Raw genomic sequence first — 2,805 nt, forward strand, 5'->3', positions numbered from 1 at the left:
TATGATGTCAATTCAATTACACGAAAACTAGGTGCTTGCTCCAATAAATCATGGATCAGATATTCTACAGTCGCTCCGTTACTCAATACCTCCTATAAATACTATAGCGTCAAGAATCAGTGAAAAATCAGTAAAACGTCATGTTTACCTCTTTAATATCTTTATAATTTCCCTAAATTTTTCATTAAAATAAAGACGGTGCTCTATGTCATCTAAAAAAATTTCAGGAATAAAATGTCTACTGCTTTCTATCTGCTTTCTTAGCGTAACGACTGGATGTCAAACGAATGAAAAAGTGACCTCCCAACCTTTTTCCATTATTTATGGGTTCAAAGAAGGTGATAATAAATCAATTTATTTGAGCGATGAACAAGGGAAGAAACGTATAAAAATTATTGATGTTCCTAATAACGCAGGCGGCTACCCTGCTGTTTCGCCTACAGGTAAGCAAATTGCTTTTTATGGTAAATACGACAAACGAAAAACTTGGTCTATTCACACCGCTGATATCGATGGCACCAACATGCGCCGTTTAACCAATTTAAAAAACGCTTGGGACTACGGCCCTGCTTTTTCTTCTGATGGGAAAACCATTGTATTCGGCCGAGAGTACACTGATAAAAACGGCGACATGCAAGAAGGAATTTGGCTGATGAACTCAGACGGCACCGAACAACACCAGATAAAAGGATTAGAGGGAGGCGCTCCAGAGTATATGCCCGATGGACGACTACTCTTTCATTCTAAAGGCCGCTTTTCTAAAACGGCTGCAGCGCAAATAAGCATTGCCAATATCGATGGTAGTAACGTGATCCAACTTACCAATGATGATGCAGATAACTTCAACCCAAAGATCTCGCCTGATGGCACCCAAATCGCTTACCTTTCAAATCGAGATGGTAACCAAGAGGTTTATGTGATGAACGTCGATGGCTCCAACCAAACACGGCTTACTAGAAACCGAATTAGAGATGGTGACCCTGCCTGGTCTCCTGACGGATCTAAAGTCTTTTTTACATCACAGAACGTATTTGGAATTTATGATATTTATAAGGTCGACAAAGATGGCTCATCCACTGAGAGAGTGCTAATTAATGCGTCTCAAACAGCCACTGTCAATCACATTGATAAGCACTATCTGGAAAGGTTAGCGCACGCCAGACAACAATAAAAACAATATGGCGTATCGGGGGTTGGCAAGAATCATCATCTAGATACAGGTACTCTTATCTGTATCTAGCAAAGTCAGGGAAGTTCACAAATTTAGTAACTAATAACATATCTAAAAATACATTTCTGGTAGATTGGTTAAGAGTCCACCTGACAGGCAGTTAAGAGCGAGAAGTAGACCGCCAGTAAACTCGTTTTTGGGCAAAAGTGTTTTAGAGCCAGTAGTAAAAATTCTCCGAAAGGTGATCGCTAATTACTTTAAACAAACACCTGACTAAATTTGTTCCTTGAACTACATGTGATGTAATTCCCATTCTTGTCGAAAAAATGCATTATTGAAGCAATAAAATATAAAAACTTATTTGTAAGGATACCTAGTGACTATAGCAAATCAAATAAGAAGCAAGTTACTTGAGCTGGAAGGAGGCCTTTTTCAAAGGTTATGCGACGACTGGCTGCATCGTAAAGGTTATGAAAACATCAACTCTATAGGGATGATGGGTACAACGGATAGGGTGACCAAAGGTACTCCTGACTGTCTATTTATACGGCCTGATGGGTATTACGTATTTTCAGAATATACAGTCCAACAAAACCGGCTTGCTGAAAAGCTTGAAGATGACATTAATAAGTGTTTCGACGAACAAAAAACAGGTATTAAAAGTGAGCAAATAAGTGAAATTATAGTTTGTTATTTAGGAAATTTAACAACCCGAGAAATCCATCATTTCAAAAGTTTATGTAAAAAAAGAAACGTAATACTTAGCCTAAATGGACTCGATTCAATATCTTTAAGCATACAAAATTGCTACCCCGTTTTATCAGAACAATATTTAGGGTTAGCGCTTGATACAGGGCAACTGCTTTCCGTAAATGACTTCGTAACTAGGTATGGTAAAAATAATCTCACAACGCCTATAGACAATAAGATACTGTTCCAAAGTAACAATATTGACAAAGGTTTAGAACAGTTACTTCATTGGCGGTTATTACTTGTTTCAGGGGCAGCAGGGGTTGGTAAAACACTATTTTCTGTCAATCTTGCAATTGCAATGCAAAAAAATAACCCAGCCTTAAAAGTGTATTGCTTGTTTGACAAAGGTGCCGATTTAATAAGAGATATTACGGCTCACTTTAGTCAACCAGGTGAATATTTAATATTTGTCGATGATGCTAACCGTCTAGATAGCCGGCTTGATTACATATTGCACTATTTAAACGAGAATGATGGAAAAAGAACATTTCGTATTATTGCAACTGTTAGAGATTATGCTCGTGACTCAGTCCTTTCTCAAGCCAGTAAATTCACAGAGGTTCAAGAACAAAGAATTCAACCTTTGACAGACGAACAAATCAAAGAGTTAGTAGTTGAGTTGTTCGAGATTAAAAACAGCGAATATCAGCATAGAATTCAAGAAATATCAGGCGGGAACGCTAGATTGGCCATGATGGCCGCTAAAGTTGCTGTTGAGACGAATCAAATTGAATCCATACAGAATGTTGCATCATTATACGACGACTACTTTGGTCAAAATGAAAACATCAGAGAAGTAGTTGAAAATGAGAAACTAATGACTGCTGTATGTGCAATTTCATTCTTCAGAAAGGTAGACAAGTTAAATGAGTCGCATATCG

General features: G+C 37.8%; 1 protein-coding gene and 1 pseudogene. Both read left to right on the top strand.

The window, feature by feature from the left end; genetic code table 11:
• Positions 1 to 205: 205 nt before the first annotated feature.
• Entirely contained in the window at positions 206 to 1,171 is a 966-nt protein-coding gene (locus tag J8L97_RS22630; protein WP_211052980.1) for a DUF5050 domain-containing protein, read from the top strand.
• A 376-nt stretch (positions 1,172 to 1,547) separates the two neighbouring features.
• Positions 1,548 to 2,805 (top strand): annotated as a pseudogene (locus J8L97_RS22635) (DNA replication protein); the annotation flags it as partial.

Source organism: Pseudoalteromonas sp. MMG012 (assembly GCF_018100875.1).
Lineage (GTDB): Bacteria > Pseudomonadota > Gammaproteobacteria > Enterobacterales > Alteromonadaceae > Pseudoalteromonas > Pseudoalteromonas aurantia.

Coding starts and splice junctions, on each gene's coding strand:
- J8L97_RS22630 (WP_211052980.1), top strand. CDS start 206: ATGTCATCTAAAAAAATTTCAGGAATAAAATGTCTACTGCTTTCTATC.